The sequence below is a fragment of the Flaviaestuariibacter amylovorans genome (genome assembly GCF_039541815.1).
GTDB classification, from domain to species: Bacteria; Bacteroidota; Bacteroidia; order Chitinophagales; family Chitinophagaceae; genus Flavisolibacter; species Flavisolibacter amylovorans.
On record NZ_BAABGY010000016.1, the window covers coordinates 391,911 to 418,062 of the forward strand.

Below are 26,152 nucleotides of genomic sequence, written 5' to 3' on the forward strand. Positions count from 1 at the left end.
CGGCATGGCCAAGAAGACCCCACCCAAGAAAAGCGGCAGCCGCTTCTGGCGCATCGTAAAGCGGACGCTACTCTTCCTGTTCATCGCGCAACTCCTCTACATTGTAGTACTACGGTGGGTGAACCCGCCCATCACCCTCACCCAGATCGGTGCCCTCATCGACGGCGACGGCCTCAAGCGCGACTACGTGTCGCGCGCCGAGATTCCCGCGCACATGCGGCTGGCCGTCATCTCCTCCGAGGACCAGGCCTTCCCCGACCACGGCGGCTTCGACTGGAAAAGCATCGAGAAGGCAGTGGAGTACAACAAGAAGAAGCCGGGGCGCGTGCGCGGCGCCTCCACCATCTCGCAGCAGGTGGCCAAGAACGTGTTCCTGTGGCAGGGCCGCAGCTGGGTGCGCAAGGGATTCGAAGTATACTTCACCAAGATGATCGAGTGGATCTGGGGCAAGGAGCGCATCCTCGACGTGTACCTCAACGTGATCGAGATGGGACCGGGGATCTACGGGGTGGAAGCGGCGAGCCAACACTATTTCCGTAAGCCTGCCGCTGCGCTCTCACGCCGCGAGGCCGCGCAGATCGCCGCCTGCCTGCCGGCCCCGAAGCGCTTCCACCCCACCGGCGGCGGCTACGTGCAGCGCCGCGCCGGCTGGATCGGTACGCAGATGAATTTCCTGCAAACCGATGCGGATGTGCGGCAGGTGATCGGGCTGGAGGTGAAGAAAGAGAAGGCGCCCGCGCCGGCGGTGAAAAAGAAGAAAAAGTAAAACAAGATTTTCTTACCGCTAAGGAGCGAAGAGGCTAAGGTTTTCGCGAAGGTGAGAACGTCTATTGGTCTATTTGTCTATTGGTAAAGGGTTGTCTCGGTTCGACATATTTTATCGTACAGGAACATCCTACCGGCGGAAGGTTAGCCAACGTGGGGCCCGAGGCACTGTAAGCGAACATCCGCGCTCATCGTATAAAATCCGTATTATCAGCGTTCCTTCTTTTTCGTTCGCTCAAAAGGGAGCAATCAAAAGCAGCGCTGCCCCGAAGATTTCGGATCTCACATCCCACATTTGCGATCAGCACCGCAGCTATTTTTAGCGAATACCTTAGCTTCTTAGCGGCTTTGCGGTAAAAATCCCTTATTCTCCTTCCTCTTCCTTCCCGAACCGCTCCTCAATTGCACTGACGGCCGATGCGAGCCGCTCTTCTTCTGTTCCCGACACGAGGGCCCAGGGCGTTCCGTCGTTCACAAGGATGTCCTTATACATGCAAAACAGGCGCTCGCGGGCTGCGGGGTCGGGGTATTCGCGGAGGCCGTCGGGCACCCAGGGCAGGTCGGTGTTACAGAGTAAGTACAGGTCGGCGCGTTGCGCGGCGGCCTGCTTCAGGATCCAGGGCGGGCAATCGCCGAACACGACCTCGAACCAGACCTTCATGACATACATATCGGTGTCTACGAAGAAAAACGGCGGCTTTGCCTCCTCGGCCATCCACGCTTCCAGGGCGAGCTGTCCCTGCGCGATCAGGAGCAGGTCCTGGCGGTTATAGTTCATCCCGTTCTGCTCCAGGTAGGTACGCGCATACTCGGGACACCAGACGGTATCGTACTGCTGGGCGAGCTTCCGGCAAAGCGTGCTCTTGCCGGTGGACTCAGGGCCGAGGATCACTATCTTTTTTAATGGGGTAATGGGGGTATGGGATAATGGGGTAATGAATGTGCCGGCATACGGGGTGAAAGTACAAAGCTTCGGTTTGCCGGCATACGGGAAGGCGTCAATAATACAAACGGTTAATCTGAATTCATCGCCGGGAGGATTTTCCCATTTCCCCATCACCCCATTCTCCCCTGACTCCGCGCCTTTCTTTTCCACTCCGCCAATCCCCAGAACGCCATGATCAGCAGGATGAAGAAGAGCACGCTCGTGAACACGAGTCCTTTCACGTAATACAGCGGGATCGAGGAGACATTGGTGGCGATCCACCAATACCAGCTTTCGACTTTTTTGCGGGCCATCAGCCACATGCCGGTAAAGGCAGTGGCGGCGGCAAAGGCATCGGCGGCCGGGTAAAGGTTACCGTCGGGGATGCTGCGCGCGTAGCCGATGAATTGCGCCTCGAGGTTATCCCACACCGAGGGCGCAGGGCCCAGCTGCGGCACCGCGAGGCCGTGCGCGTGCGCGATGCCCTGGTAGCCGAGCCAGATGGCGATGAAGAAGAAGGCGAAGAACAGGAGCTCCATCACCCACTCGCGCCGCGAGCTCCAGGTGATGTGCAGGGCCTTCTCGTTGCGCTCGTTGCGGCGCGCCCAGAGGATCCAGCCCCAGATGCTCATGTAGGTGTAGTATAAATTCACGAGGGCCTCGCCGAAGAGGTGGTGCTTCACACACAGGTACCAGTAGATGCCCGTGTTGACCAGGCCAACCGGGTATACCCAGATGTTTTCCTTGCGCGAAAAATAAACGCTCACGATCCCCGCGATCACCGCGATGAACTCAAGCCCTGTCGTATTCAGGAGGCCTGTCCAGAATTGGCTGAAAAATTCCTGCATGCACTAGTTGGATCCCATATTGTAGACCTCGCGCTGCAAGATAGCCAGGAACTCGGGTTCGGAAGGAGGCGGCAGGTTGGCGTTCACGATGCGGCCGTCGGGACCGATCAGCAGGAAGCGGGGAATGCTGCTGATGCCATAGGCCTGCGCAAAGGCGTCGCCTTCCACATGCAGCTGCAGCACACGCTCCGACTTGAACATCACCTCCCGCTGCCAGGCCTTTTTGTCTTCGTCGATCGAGATGGCGGCGAAGAGCAGGCGCTCGTCGGTATAGCGCTCCGAGAGGTCTTCGAAAGCCGGCGACTCGCGCTTGCAGGGGCCGCACCAGGTGGCCCATACGTCGATCACCACGTAGCGGCCGCGGAAGTTCTCGAGCGAGAAGGTAGTACCGCTGGCCGCGCTGGCCTTGAAGTCGGGCGCCGGCCGTCCGCGCAGCATGCTGTTGAGGCGCACGAGGTCGCCCTGGAGGTGGCGCTGGTATACCGGGTTTTGGATGGCGGCGAAGGCGGCCTGCACCACCTGCTGGCGGCTCGCCGTGTCGTTGGTGCGGGCGAGGCGCTCGCGGGCGAAGCGCAGGTGGATGGCCTCGCGCAGCGGCAGGCTCGGCACCTGCTGCGCGGCGAAGGCGCTGAAGGCGCTGTCGCGGTTGGCGCTCCGGGCCGTCTTCGCCCCGATGTACCGCGTGGCAAAATCCAGGAAGCCGGGCAGGTCGATAAGAGAAGCATCGGCAAAGGAGACGCTGCGGCGGAGTCGTTCCGCTTCGGGGCCAAACTTCAGCTCCTTGTTGGGATGGTAGAGCATAAACGACTTCGGGTACTCGACCTCCAGCTCGTAGAGCGCGCCCACCTCCAGGAGCTTGCGGTAGCTGGCCAGGAAGTCGGGCGCCAACCGCACGTTGTCGGTGGTATGAAAGCGTTCCGCTTCCTTTTCCTGGCCGGCAATCAACTCTTGCAACTCGCGCATGAAGGCATCCGGAAGCGCCTCTGCCTGGAAACGGCGGATGCGGCTGAAGTCGGGGCGGCTGTCTGTCGTTTGCAGGAACTCGCTCTCGGCTGCGCGCGTGCCACCGAATACGAGCTTGAATTCGTCTTTCGAAGCCTGTAGATCTACGGAGAGGCTGTCTTTGCTGCCGAAGTAGATGTCGAGCTTCTGCGCACCTGCGTGGAGGCGGTAGAAGCCTGGAGGCAGCGTGTCGGGCAGCAGGAGGCGGAAGCGGCCGCCGGTGGCGGGTGCGGTCGCGATGGTATCGCTGAAGGCGGGCCGCACGAGCGCCACGCTTTGTACCGGCTGCTCCGCTTTTATGCGGCCGGCGATCACGGTGTTCTCCGAACGCCCCATCACGCGCGGCTTGCTGACCTGCACCACCAGCGCCGCCAGTAGTACTACGGAAAGGCCGGTAACGATACCGCGCCGGCCCCGCAGGTGTGCCGGCACGAAGCCCCGCTGCCGCTGCAGCTGGTAGGCCATCAGCAAAAAGAACACACACCACAGCCCGCTCAGCCACTCATGGTACAACAGGCCGCTGCCGGTGGGACTTCCCTTATAGGCGGCCTGTGAAAGCGCAATGGCATTATAGGGCAGCCAGGTGAGCAAGCCGAAATCATTCAGGATGCCGGCGGCGATGATGCCGATGAGCCCGATCGACATCGGGGCGGCGAAATTGCGGAGCAGGAGCGCCAGGTAGTACTGCAGCGCCAGCAGCCCCAGCGAGGCGATCCAGATACGGCCGACGGCCCCGAACAGCACGCCCCATTCGATGCCGGATTTCGCGAACCCGAGTTCCGGCTTCGCCACCTGCAGGAGCGCGCCGCCCAGGAGCGAGAAGCCCACCAGCAGGAGGAGGCAGAGGGCAGCTACGAGTGCGGCCACTTCGAACTTGACGAGGAAGAGCGCGGGCCGCGATACGGGTTGCGTTTCGAGCAGCTTCCAGGTGTCGTAGCGGTGCTCGAGGTACACGATGCGGCCGATGAGCAGGATGAGAAAAAGCTGGTAGAAGAAGCCGGTGAAGCCCTTCACCGACCATTGGAGGAAGTTGGGCCAGGCGTTTTCCTGGTGTCCGTCGCTCAGGAAGATGTTGGCGAGGGTCTGGATGAGGGGGATGAATAGCGCGGCGCCGATACAGAGCCAGGGCAGCGCGGTACGGCGTAGCTTGAGCAGCTCGGCGCGGAAGCAGGCGTTGTGGGTCTGGGTAAAGGTGCTCATACGATCTCGCGGTCTTTTTGGGTTAAGCGCATGAACCAGTCTTCGAGGCCGCCCTGCATCCGGATGCCGCACACGGGCACGCCGGCACCTACAAGCCGCTGGTTGAGTTCGGTGATCCGGTCGGCGCCGGTGTAGGGGAACAGCACTTCGTCGGCGCTGTGCAGGCGGGCGCCCCAGTCGTCTGGGAATGCGGTGAGGTGCTGCGCGGCAGCCGGGATGGTAAACACCACTTCGCCTCCCTGGCGGGCCTCGAGCTGCAGCTGCTCCAGCGTACCCTCGTAGCGCAGCGTGCCCTTATGGATGATGCCGATATGGGTACAGGTCTTTTCCACCTCGGCCAGCAGGTGACTGGATACAAAGATGGTCTTTCCCTCCTGTTGGTGCAGGTGCCTGATGAGGTCGCGGATCTCGATGATGCCCGAGGGGTCGAGGCCGTTGGCGGGCTCGTCGAGGATGAGGAGGGCCGGGTCGGCAAGGAGGGCGATGCCGATGCCGAGGCGCTGCTTCATGCCGAGCGAGAAGTGCGCCACCTTGCGGTGCTGCACCGAGCGCAGCCCCACGATGGCCAGCACTTCGTCGATGCGGGCGGCGGGCAGCCCCCGGAGCGTAGCGATGAGGCGCAGGTTCTCGCGCGCCGTGAGGTGGGCATAGAGGGAGGGCGACTCGATGAGCGTGCCCATGCCCCGGAAGATGTCGGGGAGGTGCCGGCGCAGCGAGCGGCCGCCGATGAAGATGTTGTCCTTGTCGGAGAGGAGCATGCCGGTGAGGAGGCGGATAGAGGTGCTTTTGCCGGCGCCGTTGGGCCCGAGAAAGCCGTAGATGGAGCCTTCGGGCACATGAAGCGAGAGGCCGCTCACCACCGTGCGCCGCCCGAAGGCGAAGGAGAGGTCCTGGGTGTGGATGGCGTAAGGCATACAGGGGATATGTCTCCTAAACATACCGAATTTCAATCAATGGCAGGAGCCCGGGCCGGGCGTACCGCAGGCCGCCAGCGGTTACAGGCATAGCGTTTGTGATCCTGTCTGTTAAAGACCGATCACCTGTAATCCCCGATACCATGAACAAGACGATCTACACGACCATTTTTTGCCTCCTGATGCTGGCCGCCCTTCCGGCCGGGGCCCAGAAATACGATGCCGCAGACTCGGTGAAGCTCAACAAAGAGATCGTTGAAGTCAGCAACGACATCAGCAGCCTGACGGCCAGGCTGGCGATCGCCCAGAACAACCTCCCCGGCGTGCGCGAGAAAGCCCGCGAGGAAGAACTGGATGCGCAGAAAGCCGCCGAGAAGAGTAGCGAGCGGGCCGCCCGCGCCTCGAGCGGCGACGTGAAGGACGCGCGCCGCGCCAAGAAGGAAGCACGCCGGGCCTACCGCGAGGCCAAGGATGCCCGGAAGGCCCACGAGGAAATCGGTGACCAGGAGAAAAAGATCGCTTCCCTGCAGGCAGAGCTGGCGAAGAAGCAGGCCCGCCTCGAGCAGCTGAATGCCCGGCGCGCGGCGCAGGCAGCGCCCGCAGGCCAGTAGGCACGGCTGATGTTAAGGAGATACTCCCGTCGCTCCGTGCGAGGCGGGCGCGCCTGTCCTCATCCGGATGCGCCCGCTTACTCCTCGCCCATCGCCCCTTGCAGCTGTGTGATATAGTCGTCCACATCGTCGTGGTGTTCAAAGGCGAGGGGCTTGCCGCTTTGCTTGAGGGCCTCGGCCACGGCGAGGGCCAGGTCGAGCGGCTCCGTTTCGGTGCCAGTCATTTCCGCGTCCCAATCGATGCCGACTACGACGTCTTCGCTGTACATGCCGGGCAGCCATTTCTCCAGGAACTCGGCCAGCGGCAGGGAAGCCGGCTTGAACTCCGCCCACTCGTCGCGGGCAAGTACGGCCGCGGCGGCTTCTTCCGACCAGAAGGGCAGCACTTCCACGTCTTCGTATTCGTCGGACTCGGAGGTGGCGAAGCCCTCGTCGGAGGAGAGGGCCCAGACGGTGCCGGTTTCAATAATGCGGTTGATAAAGGCGGACTGATGCTCGGAGGCGGGTGTCGGGGTCATGGTAAAGGGCTGATGATGAGGGCCGAAGATAGAGCGGGGATGTGAGATCTCAGATGTGGGATCTCAGACCGGTGATGTCGGATGTCAGATCGGTGATGTCAGATACATACCGACGCGAGGCCAGATCCGAGATCCGCGATCCGAGATCCCAGATCTCTTTAGCCGTGGATGAGGGCGCGGAGGAAGCTCTGCACGCCGGCGGAACGGCCGATGGGCTCGAGCACGAAGTTGAACAGGTTCACACCCACTGCCAGCCAGGTGGCGGGATGCCACATCCGGCGCCACTTCCAGGCTGCGAGCAGCATACCGCCGATGATGATGACATTGGCGGCATATACGCCGGGCATGATGTCGACGTTCGGCCAGTCCTGCCGGTTCAAGCCCACATAGAGGCCCTGGAGCCCTCTTCCGAGCGCGGGCATCATGATGATGAATACGGAGGAAATCAGCCACCACGCGTGGCTTTCCCAGCGCTTACGGTGCAGGATGCTCATGATCACGGCGATGCCGAAGGCGGTCATCATCACGATCTCGATGGCCGCCACCCCATAAAAGAACCAGGGCTCAAACGGCCCGAAGGCATCCCGCGCCACGGCCGACCGCTCGGCGGTGGCGATGTCGCGGTGCATCATGCTCAGCGCCGTCATACACACGCTTCCGGCCAGGAACATCCCGATGATGCCGTAGGTGCGGTGCTTTGCGAGCTGCCCGTGGCTGGCGAGGTAAGGCTGGCTGATGAGAAACGCGTACCAGGCCGTGCCGGTCCAGTAGTGCACGTGCACCGACCAGGCGTTGTCGGTGAAGTCGCCCCAGTAATCCTTGAAGATGCCGGCCTGCATCACGAGCATCGGCAGCAGCATCCAGAGGTGAAGGGTTTTGTAGCGGTCCATGGCGTTGACCCGTGCAGCAGCGGGCGCCGGCGGGGGGGCGGCCGGCGGGGCGGTTTTGGTTGCTTCCATCCTTTTAAGGTACAAAAACAATTTGAACCAAAGGGCTACGCGAGTTTAAGGCGGGGAAAGAAGAAAAAGGGATTTTTACCGCTAAGAAGCGAAGGGGCTAAGGTATTCGCTAAGAAGAAATTGTCTATTCATCAATTGGTGAGGGATCGTATCGGTGCAGCATAGCTTATCGTACCAGCTGATCATAAAGGCCAGTGCGGGACATGAAGGAAGGGTTCCTCCTATGCCCCACGTATCCACGCTTATCGTATAAAATCCGTACAATTTGCGTTCCTTCTCTTATAGCTGACCCTGCCGGCTACGCTGCCCGCATTCAGCGCAGATCCCAGATCCGCGATCCGAGATCTGAGATCCCATGTTGGGCACGAAAATTTAGGGCATCCGGGCATCTATGAACATCTGCCGGGTCCCGAGCTCTCCCCTGTTCGCGCGCCTTGTGCCGCCGCTGCTCTGCATCGCGCTGGTGCTGGGGCTACTCTATTACGGGGAGCCGGTGCTGAAGCCCCTGGCGATGTCGGGACTGCTGGCCCTGCTGCTCACCTCGCCCTGCCGCTTCTTCGAGCGCCAGGGATTTCCGCGGGGCTACGCGGCCATGATCGTGCTCCTCTTCGCCGTGGTGCTCTTCGTCATCGTCTTCTACCTCATCTTCAACTCGATCCTCTCCTTCCGCGAAGACCTCCCGCAGATGAAGCAGAACATCGACGCCTCGCTCGGGCAGCTCGAAACGCTCCTCGGCAAGTGGCTCGACGTGCCCACGCAGCGGATGCACGAGATCGTGCAGAACTCGAGCGCCAACCTCCTGCCGAAGACCTCCTACCTCGTCAACCGAACGCTCACGCTCGGCTCGGTGGTGCTCTTTGCCGGCATCATGCTGCTCATCATGACCTTCCTGCTGCTGCTCTACCGCTCGCTCATCGTGGGCTTCTTCACCACCCTTTTCGCCGACGAGCACGGAGCCACGGTACAGAATGTATTCAACCGCATCCAGTACGTCATCCGCAGCTACATCGCGGGCCTGCTCATCGAGATGGTGATCGTGGCCGTGGCCTTCTTCGCCGCCCTCTTCCTGCTCGGCATCCGCTACGCGCTGCTGCTGTCGGTGATCGCGGCCATCATCAAGATCCTGCCCTACGTGGGCATCACCATTGCGTGCCTGCTCACGGCGCTCATCTCCATCACCACCAATACACCCGTTACGGTGCTCTGGGCCGTGGTGTCGATGCTCGTCATCCATATGATCGACGGTAACATCCTCAACCCCGTCATCGTCGGCAACAAGATCCGGATCAACGCGCTGGCCGCCATCGTGGCGGTGTTCACGGGCGCGGCGCTCTGGGGGCTTGCCGGCACCTTCATGGCGCTGCCGCTGCTGGCCATCGTAAAGGTGCTCTTTGAGGAGATCCCGGCGTTGAAGCCCTTTGCGCTGCTGATGGGCGATGATACCAACATCGCCAACGAGCGGAGCTTCCTGATTAAAAGGATCCGGCATAAGAAGGCGTAGGAAGTTGAAGAAGGGATTCTTACCGCTAAGAAGCGAAGGGGCTAAGGGTTTCGCTAAGTGTAGGGCCCGGCTGGCGCCGTTCTTGGATTTCGAATGGTAACGATACTATTTTGTGGACAGCCTATAAGCACGTGGCAGGGAGAGAAAGAACGCAGATGTCACGGATTTTATATGATGAACGCGGATAGACCTTTCTACGTCTTCAAGATGCACTCACTACACAGGTATGATTCGTTGGTACGATCGGGTAGGCCGCATTGAAACGACCCATTATGCCGGCGCTCCGGCCGGCATCACGGCAGGCTTCGCCTCGCCGGGACAAATAGACAACTAGACGACCGCTCCTTAGCGAATACCTTAGCTTCTTAGCGCCTTAGCGGTTCAAAACACTTCTTTACCTTCTCCTGCCTTGACCGCCCTGTAACGCCTGCCCGGTTTCAGGTAGAGGATGCCTTTGTCCGTGTAAAACCTTGTCGGGATTGCCCGCCGTCCCTGCGGAGTGGGTCCCCAGGCAATGAGGTGGAGGTGCGGGAAGGCCGAGTAGCCTACGTTGCCGCTACGCCCGATGGGCTGCCCGGCGCGGACGCTGTCGCCCGGGCGCACGAGCACGCTGCGGGTCTGCAGGTGGGCATAGAGGAGGTGCGAGCCGTCGGCATGCCGGACCACGACGGCATTGGCGCGGCCGAGGTACTTCCTGTTGAGCCCATGACCCGAGAACGAATCGACGGCGCGCGTCACCACGCCTTCGCGGGCGGCCAGCACCGGTGTGCCCGCCTTCATCTTGAAGTCGAGCCCGAGCCGCCCGCGGTGCGAGAACCAGGAATTATAGCCCTGCACGAGCCGGTAGCGCTTTCCCTCTTCATAGGGCAGCCGGTATACCGGCGACGAGTCGGCTGCCGCCTCCGCCGCCGTGGCAAAGCGGTGCTGCGTGCCGCAGGAGACTAAGGTGCTTGCTATCAAAAGCAGTGTCAACAGGTAGGGCACTGGGCTCATGAGGGCAAGTTAATGTGCTAATGTGCTAATTAGTTAATGTGCTGATGTGCTAATCAGAGAATAGGGGAATGACCGAATGAATGTACATGACGTCATACTGAAAAGCCCGGATCGCTTTGCGATCCGGGCTTTCTATTAGCACATTAACTAATTAGCACATCAGCACATTCTTATTCGGCTTCCGCCACTACTTCCTTCACCTCGGGGATCATGCGCTTCATCATGCCTTCGATGCCGGCCTTCAGCGTGATCATGGAGGAGGGGCAGCCCGAGCAGGAGCCCTGCAGCATCAGGTTCACCACGCCGTCGTTGTAGCTCTTGAACTGGATGGCGCCGCCGTCCATTTCCACTGCGGGCTTCACGTAGTTCTCCAGCAGCTCCTTCACGCGCTTCACCACGTCGTCGTCGTCGGCAGCCACCTCGTTGGAGCTCTGGGGCACCACGTTGGCGAGCTCCTCTTCGTTGATCACGGCCTTACCTTCCTCGAGGTACTCCTTCAGGAACTGGCGGATCGAGGGGATCACGTCGGCCCAGTCGGTCTCGGGGGTCTTGGTGAGGGTTACGAAGTTGGAGGCGATGAACACCGCGCGGAGAAAGGGAAAGCCGAGGAGCTCCGTAGCGAGCGGCGAGGGCTTGGCGCTCTCCACGTCAGGAAAGTCGATGCTCTTGCCCGGGTAGAGGAGCTTGTTGGCCACGAACTTCATCGTTTCCGGGTTCGGGGTCATTTCGGTGTATATGCTGATGATGGGATTGCCTGTTTTGATCATAACGGTTGCTTTACGCTGCAAAAGTAGGCAAGAATCATGCGGGAACGGCCCCCTGTCCCCCAAAGGGGGCACTTAGGTCAAAAATTTCCGTTAATCGCAACCCGTTTCCTGGCCGAAGGGGTCTTGGACCGGGTGCCGAAAGAAAAAAGGCCACACGGAAACGCTCTTCCGCATGGCCTGTACTATAACCAACCGAGTTTGATATCATTTGAAAGCCAAGGTCACCTTCCCGCTTCTGCGTTTTATCCTGGAAACTCCGACCTTGAGTCTGCCACCACTTTTAGCGGACTGCCACGTCCTTTACCTCGCGAAGTGGAAATGCCCGGACCTACGAACAGGTCACCCAGAATTTCTTCCGCGTGTTCCGCGTGTTCCGCGTGCCCCTCAGAACGTGTATTTCACCGTGGTCGTCACGTAGAATAAATTGTTCCCGCGCTCGCCCGGGAGCAGGTTCTGCGGCAGCACGTAGGCCGGCGTGGCGATCAGCATCCATTTCTTTTTGGCGTAGATGAGCGGCACCGACGCCTCGTAGCTCAGGATCTTGAACTGATTTTCCTCGCGCGTTTCGGTGGTGGGCCCGTTGCCATTGCCCGGCAGTGGAATGAGCGGCAGCCCGCCGTTGTTGTTCTTCTTGGTGTAGGTGCGGCTGTAGCGTTGCGTGCCGGCATTCACCGAGAAGCCCGGGTCGAGCACCACCACGCCGCCCGATTTCAGCGGCAGGCGCACGATGTGGTCGATGCCCGCAGTGGCGCCGAAGTCGACCCCGTCGGTGAACCGGGCATCCACACCCGCATTCACGTTGACGATCTTATGCAGCTTGCTCACGTTGACGCCGGTCTGCGCCTTCAGCGCCGACTGCACCAGCTGCGCGTCGCCTTCATAGAAAGGCTTCAGCACATACGCGCCGGTGATCCACTTGTCGGTCACCTTCTGGTAGCCGATGGTTGCCACCGTGCCAACATAGTCGAACGACTGCAGCGCATTGTTGACGAAGATGGGCGCAGCGTTCACGTAGAACTTCGGGGTGATCCAGAATTCGGCCATGGGAAAAAATCCGCTGCTCCGGAGGCTATCGGTGCGGCCGTAGTAATGCAGCCCGCTGTTGTAGTTGGCCGAGAGCTTGAACTGCGGCTTGTTCTTAAGGGTATCTTTCTTTTGGGTCTGGGTAGAGTCCTGCGCCGCGGCAGCAAGGCCGGCAAAGAGCAGGGAGGCCAGGAATAGCTGTTTCATACACGAGGGAGGTTAGGGTTTTGAAAGGGCCACCTTCCGGCGGCCCTTTGTATTACTACGGGCTCTGTTCTGTCTGTGGGTCAGAAGAGCACGTAGCTGCTGGAAAGAGACGTATATGCATGCATTGTTACTGGGAGACGCATAGGGATGCGTCTTTACTGCACCTTTACTTTGCTGCTGCCCGAGGCGCCGCCCCTGGCGGAAGCGCCGTTCTTACCGGCACGCACTTCTTTCTTCACGCTCGCCTTGCTGCGCGCATCCACTACAGCGGATTGATCAGAGGCATGCTCCCTGGCCTGCGCGGAAGCCCGGGCGGCACCCTGCGATTTGGCGCGGAACTCCGACTTCACCTTGGTCTTGCCCTGGGCGCTCACCTGCTTCGTCTTGCGCACGGCGGCGTCGCCTTGCTGCTCCACGCTGGTTTTTGTTTTCACAGCGCCCTTCTCGGTCTTATCGATGGCCTGGCTGCCATTCACCTTCACATCGGCGCGTGCACCGGCATCCACTTTAGCATCGGTCTTGGCACCGAAGAGGGCGGAGTTCTCGTTGGCCTGTGCGGTAGCCTGCTCGGAAGCATGGGCGGCAGCCTGGGCATTCACGCGGGCCCCGGCTTCTACGTCCGTGGCCGACTTCGCGCTCTGGGCGGCACTTGCAGCGGCGGCGCCCGTGGTGGACGTAGCGGCTCCTTTTACGTCAACAGCTTTGGTGGCGGCGGCGGAGGCAGCACCCTGCGCGGCGGCGCCGGTAGTAACGGCGGCCGACGTGGTGGCCTTGGTAGCGGCGGAAGCGGCATTGGCAGCGGCGCCCGTGGTGGCTCTTGTGGCAGCGGCGGCATTCACCGTGCTTTTTACGGCGGCATTCGCGGAGCCGGCGGCACCGAGGTTCACTTGCGCAAAGGCGGCCGAAGTAAAGAGCGTGGCGGCCATCAGGAGGAAGGTTTGTTTGGCTGATTTCATACGTTAAACGGTTTTTGTTTGTTCGATTTTCCTGCCATATGACAATACTGTGCCAAAATCGAAGAGCTTGAAATCCGCAACCGCCCGCGGGTAGTCTTTCGAAAAAACGCGCTGAGACCGGGAGCCCCCGGAAAGGTTTAATACACCGCACGAAATCGCCTGCTTTCCTCCGGAATACGCAACTCCCTTGTAAAAATTTTAACAAAAAATCGTCCGGCCCTGCATTTCATGCGTCAAAAGCCGCAGGCCGTTCGGCATACCGGTGGCCGGTCTCCAGCGGCTGTAGTAGCTTTACGCACACAACCAACACGAATGCGTTCCGTATTTCTACTAGCCCTGCTCCTGCTGCTCGGGGGGCACGCCGGCTTTGCACAGCTGCCCGACACGCTCACGGCCGAACAGGTGCGCGAAGACATCCGCTTCACCGCGCGCACCATCGAGAGCATGCACCCGAACCCCTGGCACAGCATCCCGCGCAAAGCGTTTTACCGCCTGCGCGATTCCCTGCTCAAGGCGGCCAACCGGCCGATCCCCACCGAAGATGCCTGGCACTTCATCGCCCGCCTCTGCGCCGCCCTCAACGAAGGCCATACGCACGCTACGGTGTCGCCCGCCATCGTCGAGAAGATACAGCAGGGACGCTACGGCGTGTTCCCGGTGCTCCTCGACGAACTGGCCCCGGGTGGCTTCCGTGTCCAGGCCGACCTCTCCGACGACAGCAGCCTCCGGCCCGGCGATCGCCTGCTCTCCATCAACGGCCGCAGCGCCGCCGACATCCTCACGGAGCTGACGCGCTACAGCGGCGGCCTTCCTTCCTGGCGGCGCATCCGCATGAAGAACAATATCCTCGCGCACCTGCACCTGGTCGGCATCCGCTCGCCCTATGCGATCCGCTACCGCCAGAACGGAGCCGAACACGAAAAGGTACTCACCGCGGTCACGTACCAGCAGCTGCTGACCCGCATCGAGGCCTTCAGGAAGCGCCGCGGCGCCGTGGCTGCGGCACCGCCTTACTCCATCCGCCGCCTGCCCGGCGACATCGCCGTGCTCGACTTCAATCACATGGAAGGCGATCCGAAGGCTTTCTACCGCTTTCTCGAGGACAGCTTCCGTGCCTTTCGCAGCGCACCCATCAAAGGCTTTGTGGTAGACATGCGCCGCAACGGCGGGGGCAACTCGGTACTGGGCTGGAACCTGCTGCAGTTCATTACCGACAAGCCCTTTCGCATGTCTGGCGACACCCGCTGGAAAGTGAGCCCCGAGGGAAAGAACGCGTACCTGGCGCTCGACTCCGCGCGCCGCCGCAGCGACAGTGCCCGATGGGCGCCCTACCTGGCGCAGCAGAACGGGTACATCTTCGTTAATAAGGCGGCCGCTCCGGAGCCCCCGCCGGCCAACGAGCTGCGCTTCCGGGGCCCCGTGGCCGTCCTCATCGGGCCCAACACCTTCTCCAGCGCCAACATGACCGTGAACACCATCCAGGATTACCAGCTCGCCACGCTGATCGGGGAGCCGAGCGGCGAGCCTGCGAACGACTATGGTGAGATCCTCTACTTCGATACGCCGAACGCAAAGGTGAACTTCTGCTCCAGCACGCGGCATTTTATCCGCGCCAACGGCGATGCCCGGGACCCGAACCCGGTGCTGCCCGACATTCACGTACCGGCCGACCCCGAGGGCAAAACGGACCCTGTGCTGGAAGCGGCCATCAAGTGGATCGGCACGCAACGCTAGGCTCCCGTTTTGTCATCATCCTCCATACAAAAGCAAAGGGCCGTATTACTACGGCCCCTTGCTTTTGTAGCGGTCACTTACTTCGCTTCCAACACTACCTTGTTGAGGTCGCGGAAGTCCTTTTCCTTAGGCCGGTACGATTTACCGGTGAAGTTGGCGTAGAGCACTTCGCCCGTAAGCCCGTTCACGACGGAGATCATCTTGTCGGCCAAGCTCTGTACGTAGTTCACGTAATACAGCGGTTTGCGGGTGTTGAGGATCAGCTCGCTCAGCTCGTCGCGGCGCACGAGGCGCACCGGGAACTTGTATTCGGAGATCATGTCGCTGATATAGCGCGCCGTGCGGGAGCCTTCGGCCTCGTCGGGCAGCATGGTGCCGCCGGGGCCGTACCAGTAGTTGGGCACATAAAGCGTATAGGTGCGGAGGGTGGCGTAACGGTCTTCGCTGGCTGTGTTGATCTGGACAGCCGCAGCGCCCGACGCGCGAGTGCTACGGAAAGAAGCAGTGTTCTCATGTGCGGTCAATTTTGGAAAAGCAAGAAAGGCCTTCCGCATTAAGCGGTTGAAGGAGCAGTCCGCACTTCTACGAGTGCCGTCCAGCCAAGAAAATACAGGAAGGTGAGCTTTTGCACCAGCGCCAGGTAGCCAAACAGGCCCGGGGTATGATAGCATAGGTTGTTGGCGGCGATGAGCGCGATCACGACGAGCCCGGCACGCAGCAGGGCGCGCTCCCCGAGGTGGCAGAGGCCGATATAGGTGCCTGCCAGCGGCACGAGGCCAAGCGTGGAGGCGGTGTACAAAACGGGATCATGGGGGCCGAAGGGAAGCATGGCTGCAACGGCCATCGCTGCGATGCCGCAGGCCCGCATGGCGCGGCGAAGGGGCCTTTGAACGAGCGCCCTGCCCGCAAAGCCCCACCAGAACAGCAGCAGCGTTGCCGCCAGCACGCCGGTGGCCAGGAGGGCCACGGGCCTTGCCGTATTGGGCGCGCCGTTGAGCGCCGTGGCATCGAGCAGGTTGCACCAGTAGTTCTGCATCCAGCTGAAGCCCGGCGCCTGCGGGTCGGCGTGCGTGCCGCCCGGGTAGCGCAGCGTAGCCAACCCGTAGAGCAGCACATACAGCAGGCAGCCGGCAACCACGGGTAGGCGGAGGAGGGGCATGTTACAGGCTTTTTGCGATGAGGGCACAATAGGCGGCATAGCGGGCCTTTTGCGCAGCCGGGTAGCGGATCCGGAGGTGCTGGTAGGCGGGCGTGCCCGCATCGCCGAAATAGTTGATCAACCGGCGCACCGTTTTCTGGTACACGATATTTCCCTCCTTGTCGATCCCGGAAAAGATAAAGCCGTCGGGCCGTAGTACTTTATAGGTCACCTGCACATCGGTGGACGCCAGGTTGAAATAGCTTGCGGGCGTCCCGAATTCCTCGAGTGCCAGCATCCCCCAGGCAAATACGGTGGCTTTACCGTCGGGCGCGGTGAATTCGTTGCCCCCACCATTGTCGGCAGGCCGCTCTTTCCGGAAATCGGCAGGATAGGGCACACAGAAGCCGAAGCGCCCGTTGCAATACTCCTTATACCGGGGTCCCGGCGCAAAGGCCGTGGCGGAGGCAAGAAGCAGGAGGAGGAGCATTCGGTGCATCGCGTAAAGCTACGGGAATCGGGAATCGGGAATCGGGAAAAGGTCACCCATGAACTTCAGCTCAACATGCGGCGCATACTCTTCTTAGAGGCTGTTGGAATAATGGTGGTTTCTGAGAATCCTGACATGGACGGCCGCCAGCGGCCTTAGCACGCCACCGAAGCTTCGGGGGGCGCAACGACGCGACGGCGCGACGATGAAATGCAGGGAAGATTTGTCAGCCCATTGCTAGTTCGCTGCGCCGCCCCCCGAAGCTTCGGGGCGCTGCGTCGCCGCGCGAAATAGGCCGCTGGCGGCCTGGCCGGCCTGTACATCAATTCAAACAGCCTCTTAAGCCTTTGAAAAAAGAAGCCAGGGAACTCCATTACCGATTGCCGATTGCCGCCCTCAATGGCAGGCCCAGGCAAAGGCGAGCTCGCCGTCGTTGTCGGGGCTTACCGTGAGGTGCCCGATGCCGGAGTCGCCGAACATATAAGGCAGGTTCACTTCGGAGTCGATCTGGAACAGCAGCTCCATGCGCTTGCCGGTCTGCCGGTCGTAGGGATATTCTTCCGACTGCACCCACAACGGCCACCCATAGAGCTTATCGCCCGCCAGCGGGACCCCCTTTTCCACCTCCGACTCCAGCACCTCGTAATCGTCATCATCGATCATTAGTCCCAGTGCCTCATGCTCCTCGTAGTGCGGGTAATCGTCGGCGGCCGTCCACCCGGTGATGCGGCGCTCGGGAAACACCTCGTCGAGATCGGGCTCCGTGGCTGCCGAAGGGCCCCCGACGTCGATGCGTCGCGCCACCACGCTTTTGGAAAAGGGCTCATAGGCGTTGCAGTCGTACTCACAGTGCAGACCATCGGGCCGGTTGGTGGTACAGTAGAACAGCTGGATGAGGCCCTTGCCGCCCATCGGCGGCAGCCGGCGCGCGTCGAGCTGCAGGAACAGCTGCAGGTGGCGGCCGCAGTGCGGGCAGCGGGGCCAGTCGGCGGCATCGCGCAGGTAGGGATAGCCGCCAAACTTCGAGTGCTCCGAGAAGGCGGGCGGCACTTCCTCGGTGCGGGGCAGGTAGGCCGTTCGTTTGAAGGGCTCGAGCTGCGCCAGCGCGCGGGCCGCGCGTTCTTCGTTGGATAGGTCCTCCGGGGCGGCCGGCGGATCGTTCTTCGGCTCCCGGGGGCCGAACCATTTTTTCCAGAGATTCATGGCGTTTGAAGTTTGGCGTCTGAAGTTATCGGAAGAAAGCGTTCCCGCAGGCAAGAATGCTACGTTAAACGGCTCACCCACTCACCCGCTCACCTGCTCACCCGCTCATCTGCTCACCCGCTCACTTGCTCACATCGCCCGTACGCAGAAAGATGCCCTCCACCGTGGCGTTGTGACCGAAGCCGCAATCATACTGGCTTTCGAGGTAATCGATCACGAGGAAGCCTTCATAGAAACGGATGCGGAAGCGGCAGCCAGGTGTCGCTGGATCGGCATAGATAAGGCTGTTGCCCTTCAGCGGCAGCGGGCCCGTCTGCAGATCCGCAATGTTATGGGCGGGGCCCCGCGTGACGCAGTTGATGTCGAAGCGGGCACTGTCGCCCGCAACGGTTACATCGATACCGCCTGCCGCCCCTGTTTCGCCGAAGCTGTACGCGTAGCTGCCCCCGGCCGCCGCGCCGGTAACAGGGCGGGGTGCGGATACGAGCATTCCGCTGTCGGAGGGCGCCAGCGCAAAGGGCAGGGCGCGCTCGCTGCCCGGGTCGTGCCAGGTGCCGTCGAAGCTGCTGCCGGTCATCTTTCCCAGCAGGATGCCGGTGACGCTGCCGTCGGGCGCGAACTCGAAGAGGCGGTAGCCCTCCGGCTCGAGGTGACCGAGGAGCAGGATGGGCTTCCGTTCCTTGCTACGCTGGTACAGGATGCTGCCCCGTACCACCGAGTCGTGCACGGCAAACTGCAGCAGCACGGGCACGCGCCCGCCGAGGGTACCGCTCCAGGCGTGCAGATCGGCCGTTTCCGGATCGCGCGGCGCCGTTGCGGGCGGACGGGCTGCGCTGCTGTCGGCAGCCGGGCGCGGCTCCGGGTCGGTGGAAGGGCCGCTGCAGGCGGCAAGCAACAGTAGGAGGAGGAACAGGCGGCTCATAGTACCCTAAGATAATGGGCGCTGCGATAAGGTGCGCAGGTGGCGGCTTCGCCGAATTAGCAAATCGTTCACGGATGCCGGTATCGTTCTTGGAGCCCTTCCGTAGTACATCGCTCACCTTCTCGCCCATGGATCACACGAAACTATTGGCCCTCGAACTGGAGACGCTGCGGGCGCTCCACCGGCAGACGGCCGAAAAACTGAAAGTCGCCCTCCTCGACGGTGCGCCCTGGGAGGCGGTGCGGGAAGTGCGCCACGACCTCACCGAGCTCGAGATCGCCCTGCACGAGAAGATCCGCGAAACGGGCAAGCATCCCTCCGGCAATGCCAACCGCAGTACCACGTAAGGAATACCTGAACAAGCGAATACCCGAACAGTCAGATGGCGTGGGGAATTGGCCAACCAACATCCTTGGTAATCTACATTCTACCTTCCCCTCGGACAATCAAGTATTCATGTACTCGATTGATCCAGTAATCACCCTCTTCCCCTCGGGCACTCAAGTACTTCTCCCTCCTCCTCCAAAGCTCCCTTCGAATAACACCACGCGCCACCCGTCCGGATCCTCGAACGTAAGGCCCTTCTTTTCCCAGTATGGATTTTCCGGCGCCACCGGCCGCACTCCGTGGTCTTCCAAGCGACGGCTGATGACGTCCAGCTCCTGCCTGCCGGGGAAGTACAACACGAGCAGGTTGTCTTTCGAGGGCGCCGGGCAAGGTGCTCCGTCGTCGTGCTCCGTGAACTCGAGGTGGTGCCCAACACCCGGCAGCCCGATCATGGCGCCGCGGTAGCCGGCATGTGCCTCGAAACGGTACAGCAGCGGCAGGCCGAGGCCTTCGGTATAAAAAGCAACTACGGCGTCGAGTTGATGGGTGGGCCGCGCGATGCGGAACTGCGTGGCGGGGTAGGTGGCGTGCGGGGTCATCGGTCTGTTTTGAAAACGCGGCGTACTCCCGGTGACGTTCCAACTATTGCCCTTGGGAATTTGCACCTGCCAGTAAAGTAACGTATGGTCATCCAACGGGAAGCCGTCAGCAAGATAGGTAATCGCAGGGGAGTCAACCTTAAGCCGTACCGGTCAGCGCCGCCACCAGTCATCCTCGTCGTTATCGTCGTCCTCCCACCCGTAGTTGACGGATTGCCGTAGGCATCATCGTGGTCGGGGTCCAGGTGGTAGGGATAGTAGCGCATCCACCGGTCGCCGTGCTTGCGCTTCAGGTATTCGATCTCCACCGCCAGCCGCCTCCGGCGCTCCTCCTCCGGCGTCAGGTCTTCGTGCACGAAGCCGGCGAACAACTCCTCGAAATAAGCACAGTGACACCAGGCGCCGAGCGCGCAACGCTGATGCTCCGTATCGGGACCACAATGGTCGAAGAAGCCCATATGGTACACCTGCAGCTTAACGCGTTGGCGGAAGTTGAGCCGGATCGCTTCGTACTGCACGCGCGGTGGTACGGAGAACTGCATCACGAAGAGGCAGTTCGCGGCATCAAGCAGGGCCACCAGCGCGTTCAGGAGCAACAGCACCTGCGCGTCGTCGAGCAATTCCTGTGGCGGCAGGGCCTCCCGGCCGATGCCGGTCCAGGCTTCGAGGTCGCGCCCGGGCGCCTGTGCGGCCTCGTCCTCCTCCGAGATCCACAGGTGTTCGCGCGGCTGCGCTTCCAGGTCGGCCGCCACGCGGAGCCGGGCCTCCGCAAGGTCTTCGAGCAATTGAACGATATACCGTTGCATGGAATGGTTTTGAACGCGGCCGGACCCGCACCGGCCATCACAAAACTACTTTGGCCTGCGATCGCCCTCCAAAGGAAAAACACCGGCAGGCAGGGGGAATTTTCCCATGAATTGCTGGTGATTTTCTCTAGGAGCCGCCCGGGCCGGCATCCTACCTTCATACCCGGGAGCCGGCATACGAAAACCGGTTTCCTCATCGCTTATGGGATTAGCACTTCATTACCGCGGCACGCTCCGCGACGTGGCGCAATTACCGGAACTCGTCAGCGAAGTCGAAGCCATCTGCACCGAGCTGGGCTGGACCTACCATATTTTCAACGACGCCAACGTGCGGGGCATCTGCTGCTGGCCCGAGGGCTGCGAGCCGCTCTTCTTCACGGTGCATCGTGGACCGGAGTTCATCTCCCCCGTATTACTACAGTTCGAGCTGGAGCCCTGCACCGACATCTCCGTGAAAACGCAGTACGCGGGCGTGGAAGCACACATGGCCGTGGTGAAGCTGCTGCGGCACCTCTCGGGCAAATACTGCAGCCAGTTCGAATGCCACGACGAAGGCTACTATTGGGAGCAGGATGATGAGGTACTGCTCCGGAAGCGCTTCGCGGAATACAACGCGCTGGTGAGCCTCGTGGCCGGCGCCCTCGAAAACCTGGAGCCGCGCCAAGGTGAAAGCGCCGATGCACTCGCCGACCGGATCGAGGAAGCCCTCAAGGGGCTCGACGGGGAGGTGGCACGCGGAAAGCGCGGAAAACGCTGAAGAATACAGTTAGGTACGATGGGACGATGTCGCATATTTGGAGGGGCATGCGGTGGGCGGCCCCTTGCCTGTACGCGGCCGGGAAAACGCGGAACAGGTTCCTGCCTGCGGCAGGAGATGCGCCGCGTACAGCAATTTGCCGCACGCGCAATACCGGGATGTAGTGGCGGTTCAGTCCGCGGCAACCGGCAAGGCTACCACATCGACCAAGATATCGGAACTGCCACGCCAGAAGGAAGGATGGTCGACGAAACAAATGAAATATTGTTTGTCCGGCGCGCTTTGACGCGCGGAGGATCTTCTACCCATACCAAAGATCATTTCAATTTGGGACCTTACGTGATACACGAGATGCAAAAGCCTTGTTTGATTCCAAGGAACAACAAGTCACAAGAAACAAATCAAGATAATATTTCCGGTCCTTCTGTATCCGTGTTCGATAGTAGTTTTTTCAACTCAGGTAGGTACGGTTTCGTAGCGACTTCAAGTTTATTGATATTCTCCACCAGAAATCCAATGATCTTTGGCCACTCATCTTTGTTGAAATAGTTAACGCCCGTAAGCGCAAAGGAAAGACGCGAACTCTTCTTGTCGCTCAGGCGCTCCCAATTCAACGGACCAGCAAATGAAGCGCCTATAGCGCCGTTGTGTTGCTGCAGGGCGTCGAATAAAATTTTGTTTTCTTCCGTGGAACTACGCCCAATGTTGAACAGTACGGCGGCATACGTCATCGTGACTACGAATTGGTATGACAAGCCGGCGATATTTGTTCCGCCCGCGACCAGCCAGTGGTCTTTTGTCGGGTTCGAATTCTGAAACAGCGGTGACTTGCCTTTTATCTCTTTCAATAGGGCGGCCCAAAATTCGAGGCGCACCCGATGCCTGTTCTTTACTTCTTCCTCGCTGTGGATTTCTTCTTGTGCTTTGTTGGCCATGGAAATTTGGTAATCCTGCGCATCCTTTGTCGGAATAATCTGATCAAGTGTTAAAAAGATATCCTCACCCAATCCGTATGGGGTTACCTTAAAACACTGTAGTTGAATCTTAAAGTTCATCAGCCACAGTACGGTTGACGTGACCTCTTTTCGAAAATTCGCGGCTACTAACATTATGCGTTGCGTCATGCGCTGATTGAGCAACAAATCATTATATTCTGCATCTTCGAAAAACTCGGTCAGCTTTTCCACAGCCTGTTGTCCTGCACCCTGCGCATCCAGATAGCTTTGATAAATTCCACGGATATCCTCCTTGGTAAGCGTGCTGCAATAAGAAGCATATTTCAATGCCTGCCATGTCACATCGCGGCCTGAATCATCAAGTTTATTCTCGATGACGACCAGATTACCGCTTTTATCCAATGCAAGCAAATCTAAACGCTCGTAAGTATCAGGAAACCCATTAAACTCCTTTTGGATGATCAACAACCTCTCTCCCAAACAATCCGGATTCTTTGCGATCCACTCTTGCAGGTGTGCTCTTTCCTTAAATCCAAGGTCAGAGAATGTCTTTCGATCGAGGGCTGTTATAGTATTAGCTTCTTTGTTGATAACGAACATAGCAGTTGTGGTTTTGGTAGCTTAATAGCAGATACGCGCCAAGAAAAACGAATGTAAAAAGAAATGATAGATCGTTCGAAGGAATATGAACGGCATCTACCGCTTCAATCAGTGGTAGATCAATCCCAATGGTCGCTTAGCACCACCCGGTACGGATCAAGCCGTTCCGGAATGAGGCCGGGCTCCTGAAGTGCGGCGCAAAAATCGAATAACTGCACCCCATCGGCCTCCACGAAGCTCTGCCGCACCTCCGCCAACGTGTTCCGCATGCCGGGTGCCTGCGAAAAGAGGAATCGCTCGATCGTCCCGTAAGGATAGTCGGTGCGCAGTGTTACTTCATAGCAGTCCAGCATCCGGTAAAAAGGAAGGTAATGTGCGCGTACCGCCTGCAAGTCTTCTATCACCTCTACGCGCGGCCGCCGCTCCCACTCGTGGCGGCCGCGAATTCGGTCTATAAATGAGCGCCATAGGGAGTCGTACTCCAGGAAGTCGAGCGTAAAGAGGCCGTTCTCGAAGAACTCGAAGTCGAGGGCTTCGCTGTACCGAAAGGCATCGGGCAGGTAAAGATCATAGCTGCACGACAGGAGGCCGGGTGCCCTCTTTCTTTCATAATCGCCTTGCCAATACGACATACGCGCGTCCACGCCGTGGCCGAAATCGAGATACTCGTCCGGACGCTCGCCAAGGCGACCGCCATCGGTCATGTCAGCAAAAGAGAGCTTGATGTTGCAGGAAAAGCGCCGTGCGATCTCCTCCGCGAAGCGATGCGCATCGGGCGTATAGAAATGATATTCCCCGATGGAGTCCACAGATTTGCCATTGCCCATGAGGTGAAGTTACGGCCACCCGAAAGTGAGCACTCCGCGTAACACCGGAGATTGCTTCGCTGCGCTCGCTATGACCTCCGTGGGGGCTAACCCGCGATAGTTCGAATGCTTTTCCTGCCGCAGGCAGGACGCTTTCCGCGTTTTACCTACGCAACCGCAAGCCCGGTCCGAATTGAGTGCAGCGTCTTCCCAATGAAAGAGCCCGTCACTTCGTGACGGGCTCTTTCTATTTTCCGTGTGTTCCGCGCTTTCCGCGTGCTAGTTGACGATCATCAGCTTCGCGTAGTTCAGCATGATCTTCTTCTCGCCGTTCTGCTCGAACAGGATCGTGGCCACGGGGTTGTGCGAAGAGCCTTCCAGCTTTTGCACGGTACCGAAGCCGAACTTCTGGTGCTCCACGCGCATGCCTTCGGCGAGCGTGGCCGGGTCGGAGGGCACGAAGTTGGCCGACGGCGTATGCGCTACCTCTTTGGGCTTGTTGTTCTGAATAAGACTCGCCACGTGCGTTTTCTCCGGTGCGCTGCTCTTCGAAGCCGGTGTGCCCCCCTGCGGGAAGCCGCGCTGCATCCGCTCGAAGGCGGAGCCCTGGCCCCACTTGGAACCCTGGTTCTTGACGCCGCCGCCGGCATAGCTATGATCTAAATACTGCTCAGGGATCTCGTTGATGAAGCGGCTCTGGTCGCTTTGCACCAGCTGGCCGAAGCGGTAGCGCGTGTTGGCGTAGGAAAGGTAGAGCCGGCCCTTCGCGCGGGTGATGGCCACGTAGAACAGGCGGCGCTCCTCTTCGAGCTCCTCGCGCGTGTTGAGCGACATTTGGTTCGGGAAGAGGCCTTCCTCCAGCCCGCCCAGGAACACCACCGGGTACTCGAGGCCCTTGGCGGCGTGGATGGTCATCAGCTTCACCGTATCGGCATTCGGGTCTTTCTGGTCGCTATCCGTGAGGAGCACGATCTGCTGCAGGTACGCAGACAAACTCTTGTCGCCCACCTCGCCGCTCTCCTCGTTCGTCGGCGTCTCCACGAACTCCTTGATCGAGTTGAGCAATTCCTGCACGTTCTCGTAGCGCTGCACACCCTCGGTGCTCTTGTCGTTGAACAACTCCTTCACGAAGCCGGTCTGCTTGCCCACGTGGAAGGCGATGTCGTAGGCGTTCTGCTTGTCGATCATCGAGGCGAAGCTCTTGATCATGAGCACGAACTCCTCGATCGAGGTCAGCGTGCCGCCCTTGAAGCCGAAGTAAGCCGCCTGCTCCAGCACTTCCCACATCGACATATCGCGCTCGTTGGCAGCCAGCAGCGCGCGGTCCACGGAGGTTTTGCCGATGCCGCGGATGGGGTAGTTGATGATGCGCTTCAGCGCTTCCTCGTCTTTCGGGTTTACGATGAGGCGCAGGTACGCGATATAGTCCTTGATCTCCTTCCGCTGGTAGAACGAGATGCCGCCGAAGATGGTGTATGGAATGTTGTGGCGGCGCAGGCTTTCTTCAAACGAGCGGCTCTGCGCGTTGGTGCGGTAGAGGATCGCCACGTCCTTGTTGGTGTAGTGGTTGCGCAGGCGCAGCTCCTGGATGGCGTCGGCGATGAACTTGCCCTCGTCGTTGTCGGTCATGGTGCGCACGAGCTTGATCTTCTCGCCGGTTTCATTTTCGGTGAAGAGCGTCTTGGGAATCTGCCCCTTGTTCTGCTTGATCACCTCGTTGGCGATGGCCAGGATGTTCTGCGTGCAGCGGTAGTTCTGCTCCAGCTTGATCACCTTGGCGTCGTCGTAGTCTTTCTGGAACTGCAGGATGTTCTGGATGGTGGCGCCGCGGAAGGAGTAGATCGACTGCGCGTCGTCGCCCACTACGCACACGTTCTCGTGCGCCGCGCCGAGGAGCTTGATCACCTCGTACTGCGCGGGGTTGGTATCCTGGTACTCATCGATCATGATGTACTTGAACTTGTGCTGGTACTTGTGCAGCACCTCGGGGAAGTTCTTGAGCAGCTCGTAGAATTTGTACAGGAGGTCGTCGAAGTCCATCGCGCCGTTCTTGAAGCAGCGCTTCGCGTAGGCGTCGTAGATCTGCCCGATCATGGGGCGGTTCGAGCGCATGTCTTCCTGCTGGATGTGGTGATCCACGAGGTATTCGCGCGGGCTCACGAGGGCGTTCTTGGCGCCGGAGATGCGGTTGTAGACCTGGTTGGGCTTGTAGTGCTGCACGTCGAGATTGAGCTCGCCGGTCACGGCCTTCACCACGCTCTTGGCGTCATCGGTATCGTAGATCGTAAAGGCGTTGGGGTAGCCGATGCGGTGGGCCTCGGCGCGCAGGATGCGGGCGAACACGGAGTGGAAGGTGCCGATATAGAGGTTGCGGGCCTCGCGGTTGGCGAGGATGTGCTCCACGCGCTCCTTCATTTCGGCCGCCGCCTTATTGGTGAACGTAAGGGCCAGGATATTAAAGGAATCCACACCCTTCGCCATGAGGTGGGCGATGCGGGTGGTCAGTACTTTGGTCTTGCCCGAGCCGGCGCCGGCCACGATCATCAGCGGCCCTTCGGTGGTCATTACCGCTTCCCGCTGCCGCTCGTTCAAACCCTTCAGGTAATCGTTCATGAGATTTCAGAT

General features: G+C 60.1%; 26 protein-coding genes. 6 read left to right on the forward strand and 20 right to left on the reverse strand.

Features of this window, described 5'->3' with window-relative positions; all coding sequences use genetic code 11:
- The first annotated feature begins 4 nt into the window (after window positions 1-4).
- Window positions 5-766, forward strand: a complete 762-nt coding sequence (mtgA, locus tag ABD937_RS21385; protein WP_345258005.1) for a monofunctional biosynthetic peptidoglycan transglycosylase — start codon at window positions 5-7, stop codon at window positions 764-766.
- Window positions 767-1,129: 363 nt separating this feature from the next.
- Here the strand turns inward: mtgA and ABD937_RS21390 are convergent, their stop codons facing one another.
- From ABD937_RS21390 to ABD937_RS21405, 4 genes are all read right to left on the reverse strand, one after another.
- Entirely contained in the window at window positions 1,130-1,657 is a 528-nt protein-coding gene (locus ABD937_RS21390) for an AAA family ATPase (RefSeq protein ID WP_345258006.1), read from the reverse strand.
- Window positions 1,658-1,821: 164 nt separating this feature from the next.
- Complete coding sequence (pnuC, locus tag ABD937_RS21395) at window positions 1,822-2,538, reverse strand: nicotinamide riboside transporter PnuC (RefSeq protein ID WP_345258007.1); 717 nt, start codon at window positions 2,536-2,538, stop codon at window positions 1,822-1,824.
- A 3-nt stretch (window positions 2,539-2,541) separates the two neighbouring features.
- The gene (locus ABD937_RS21400; RefSeq protein ID WP_345258009.1) at window positions 2,542-4,740 is read right to left on the reverse strand and encodes an ABC transporter permease; all 2,199 of its coding nucleotides are present in this window, start codon (window positions 4,738-4,740) and stop codon (window positions 2,542-2,544) included.
- Window positions 4,737-5,654, reverse strand: a complete 918-nt coding sequence (locus ABD937_RS21405; protein WP_345258010.1) for an ABC transporter ATP-binding protein — start codon at window positions 5,652-5,654, stop codon at window positions 4,737-4,739. Before ABD937_RS21405 ends, ABD937_RS21400 begins: the two co-directional genes overlap by 4 nt.
- A gap of 143 nt (window positions 5,655-5,797) precedes the next feature.
- Here ABD937_RS21405 and ABD937_RS21410 point away from each other — a divergent pair, with 143 nt between their 5' ends.
- Window positions 5,798-6,265, forward strand: coding sequence for a hypothetical protein (locus ABD937_RS21410; protein ID WP_345258011.1), 468 nt, complete (start codon window positions 5,798-5,800; stop codon window positions 6,263-6,265).
- 77 nt (window positions 6,266-6,342) lie between these two features.
- On the opposite strand, the gene ABD937_RS21415 is transcribed toward ABD937_RS21410, so the two are convergent.
- Window positions 6,343-6,783 carry a DUF2750 domain-containing protein gene (locus ABD937_RS21415; RefSeq protein ID WP_345258012.1) on the reverse strand — a complete coding sequence of 147 codons (441 nt, stop codon included), beginning with the start codon at window positions 6,781-6,783 and terminating at the stop codon, window positions 6,343-6,345.
- A gap of 158 nt (window positions 6,784-6,941) precedes the next feature.
- Entirely contained in the window at window positions 6,942-7,742 is an 801-nt protein-coding gene (locus ABD937_RS21420) for a hypothetical protein (RefSeq protein ID WP_345258013.1), read from the reverse strand.
- A gap of 391 nt (window positions 7,743-8,133) precedes the next feature.
- Between ABD937_RS21420 and ABD937_RS21425 the strand changes: the two genes are divergently transcribed.
- Complete coding sequence (locus tag ABD937_RS21425) at window positions 8,134-9,243, forward strand: AI-2E family transporter (protein ID WP_345258015.1); 1,110 nt, start codon at window positions 8,134-8,136, stop codon at window positions 9,241-9,243.
- Between the two features lie 381 nt (window positions 9,244-9,624).
- Here ABD937_RS21425 and ABD937_RS21430 read toward each other — a convergent pair whose 3' ends face one another.
- From ABD937_RS21430 to ABD937_RS21445, 4 genes are all read right to left on the reverse strand, one after another.
- Window positions 9,625-10,236, reverse strand: a complete 612-nt coding sequence (locus ABD937_RS21430) for a M23 family metallopeptidase (protein ID WP_345258016.1) — start codon at window positions 10,234-10,236, stop codon at window positions 9,625-9,627.
- A 170-nt stretch (window positions 10,237-10,406) separates the two neighbouring features.
- Window positions 10,407-11,003, reverse strand: coding sequence for a NifU family protein (locus ABD937_RS21435; RefSeq protein ID WP_345258018.1), 597 nt, complete (start codon window positions 11,001-11,003; stop codon window positions 10,407-10,409).
- A gap of 384 nt (window positions 11,004-11,387) precedes the next feature.
- Window positions 11,388-12,233 (reverse strand): hypothetical protein, encoded by an 846-nt coding sequence (locus ABD937_RS21440; protein ID WP_345258019.1) that lies wholly within the window; start codon window positions 12,231-12,233, stop codon window positions 11,388-11,390.
- 155 nt (window positions 12,234-12,388) lie between these two features.
- The gene (locus ABD937_RS21445; protein ID WP_345258020.1) at window positions 12,389-13,189 is read right to left on the reverse strand and encodes a hypothetical protein; all 801 of its coding nucleotides are present in this window, start codon (window positions 13,187-13,189) and stop codon (window positions 12,389-12,391) included.
- A 312-nt stretch (window positions 13,190-13,501) separates the two neighbouring features.
- Here ABD937_RS21445 and ABD937_RS21450 point away from each other — a divergent pair, with 312 nt between their 5' ends.
- On the forward strand, window positions 13,502-14,923 hold the full coding sequence (locus tag ABD937_RS21450; RefSeq protein ID WP_345258021.1) for a S41 family peptidase: 1,422 nt from the start codon (window positions 13,502-13,504) through the stop codon (window positions 14,921-14,923).
- Between the two features lie 77 nt (window positions 14,924-15,000).
- Here the strand turns inward: ABD937_RS21450 and ABD937_RS21455 are convergent, their stop codons facing one another.
- The 5 genes from ABD937_RS21455 to ABD937_RS21475 form a co-directional block, all read right to left on the reverse strand.
- On the reverse strand, window positions 15,001-15,447 hold the full coding sequence (locus ABD937_RS21455) for a hypothetical protein (RefSeq protein ID WP_345258022.1): 447 nt from the start codon (window positions 15,445-15,447) through the stop codon (window positions 15,001-15,003).
- A gap of 29 nt (window positions 15,448-15,476) precedes the next feature.
- On the reverse strand, window positions 15,477-16,082 hold the full coding sequence (locus tag ABD937_RS21460) for a hypothetical protein (protein WP_345258023.1): 606 nt from the start codon (window positions 16,080-16,082) through the stop codon (window positions 15,477-15,479).
- A gap of 1 nt (window position 16,083) precedes the next feature.
- Window positions 16,084-16,560, reverse strand: coding sequence for a hypothetical protein (locus tag ABD937_RS21465; protein ID WP_345258024.1), 477 nt, complete (start codon window positions 16,558-16,560; stop codon window positions 16,084-16,086).
- A 387-nt stretch (window positions 16,561-16,947) separates the two neighbouring features.
- A complete protein-coding gene (locus tag ABD937_RS21470; protein ID WP_345258025.1) occupies window positions 16,948-17,754 on the reverse strand; it encodes a DUF1963 domain-containing protein in 807 nt (268 codons plus the stop codon).
- 121 nt (window positions 17,755-17,875) lie between these two features.
- Entirely contained in the window at window positions 17,876-18,676 is an 801-nt protein-coding gene (locus tag ABD937_RS21475) for a hypothetical protein (protein ID WP_345258026.1), read from the reverse strand.
- A 74-nt stretch (window positions 18,677-18,750) separates the two neighbouring features.
- Here ABD937_RS21475 and ABD937_RS21480 point away from each other — a divergent pair, with 74 nt between their 5' ends.
- A complete protein-coding gene (locus ABD937_RS21480; protein ID WP_345258027.1) occupies window positions 18,751-19,023 on the forward strand; it encodes a hypothetical protein in 273 nt (90 codons plus the stop codon).
- A gap of 153 nt (window positions 19,024-19,176) precedes the next feature.
- On the opposite strand, the gene ABD937_RS21485 is transcribed toward ABD937_RS21480, so the two are convergent.
- Together ABD937_RS21485 and ABD937_RS21490 are read right to left on the reverse strand one after the other, a co-directional pair.
- The gene (locus tag ABD937_RS21485; protein ID WP_345258028.1) at window positions 19,177-19,602 is read right to left on the reverse strand and encodes a VOC family protein; all 426 of its coding nucleotides are present in this window, start codon (window positions 19,600-19,602) and stop codon (window positions 19,177-19,179) included.
- Window positions 19,599-20,408 carry a hypothetical protein gene (locus ABD937_RS21490; RefSeq protein WP_345258029.1) on the reverse strand — a complete coding sequence of 270 codons (810 nt, stop codon included), beginning with the start codon at window positions 20,406-20,408 and terminating at the stop codon, window positions 19,599-19,601. Before ABD937_RS21490 ends, ABD937_RS21485 begins: the two co-directional genes overlap by 4 nt.
- A 202-nt stretch (window positions 20,409-20,610) precedes the next feature.
- Between ABD937_RS21490 and ABD937_RS21495 the strand changes: the two genes are divergently transcribed.
- On the forward strand, window positions 20,611-21,165 hold the full coding sequence (locus tag ABD937_RS21495) for a hypothetical protein (RefSeq protein ID WP_345258030.1): 555 nt from the start codon (window positions 20,611-20,613) through the stop codon (window positions 21,163-21,165).
- Between the two features lie 401 nt (window positions 21,166-21,566).
- On the opposite strand, the gene ABD937_RS21500 is transcribed toward ABD937_RS21495, so the two are convergent.
- The 3 genes from ABD937_RS21500 to ABD937_RS21510 all read right to left on the reverse strand — a co-directional run bounded on the left by ABD937_RS21500 (window position 21,567) and on the right by ABD937_RS21510 (window position 26,140).
- Window positions 21,567-22,721: a DUF4268 domain-containing protein gene (locus ABD937_RS21500; RefSeq protein WP_345258031.1), complete on the reverse strand. Its 1,155-nt coding sequence runs from the start codon at window positions 22,719-22,721 to the stop codon at window positions 21,567-21,569.
- A gap of 119 nt (window positions 22,722-22,840) precedes the next feature.
- Window positions 22,841-23,548, reverse strand: coding sequence for a hypothetical protein (locus tag ABD937_RS21505; RefSeq protein WP_345258032.1), 708 nt, complete (start codon window positions 23,546-23,548; stop codon window positions 22,841-22,843).
- 258 nt (window positions 23,549-23,806) lie between these two features.
- Window positions 23,807-26,140, reverse strand: a complete 2,334-nt coding sequence (locus ABD937_RS21510) for an ATP-dependent helicase (protein WP_345258034.1) — start codon at window positions 26,138-26,140, stop codon at window positions 23,807-23,809.
- Window positions 26,141-26,152: the final 12 nt, after the last annotated feature.